This window comes from Oceanospirillum sediminis, assembly GCF_014164585.1.
GTDB lineage: Bacteria > Pseudomonadota > Gammaproteobacteria > Pseudomonadales > Halomonadaceae > Oceanospirillum > Oceanospirillum sediminis.
Window position 1 is genome coordinate 1 of the sequence record NZ_JACJFM010000219.1, and the last position, 362, is coordinate 362.

The following is a 362-nucleotide window of genomic DNA, read 5'->3' on the forward strand; positions in this document are numbered from 1 at the left end:
ATCTCAAAATCATGAAAAATTTAAAAACAATTTTAGGCGTTGGAATTTTAGCAATAGCTAGTTTCTTCGTAATTGCTGCAGATCATATAGATGCACCTGCAGTAGCTGGCGGTACTAGCGATGTAACCGATTTTTACGCTTTCCAAGGCGAAAACACAAATAATTTGGTATTTGTGGCCAACGTACAAGGCTTAATTAGTCCTGCTAACACCTCTAGCGCTTCATTTAGTGAAAATGTACTGGTAGAGTTTAATATTGATAATACTGGAGACAATGTTGAGGATTTAGTAATTCAAGCTATTCCAAGAGACGGTAAGATGTACTTCTTTGGTCCAGTAGTTCCATCGCAAACAGGGTTAAAT

1 protein-coding gene is annotated in these 362 nt (G+C 37.0%); it reads left to right on the top strand.

What is annotated here, in order from left to right; all coding sequences use genetic code 11:
* Window positions 1-362: DUF4331 family protein (locus H4O21_RS28470; protein WP_220495880.1), on the top strand; the 362-nt coding region annotated here is incomplete at both ends.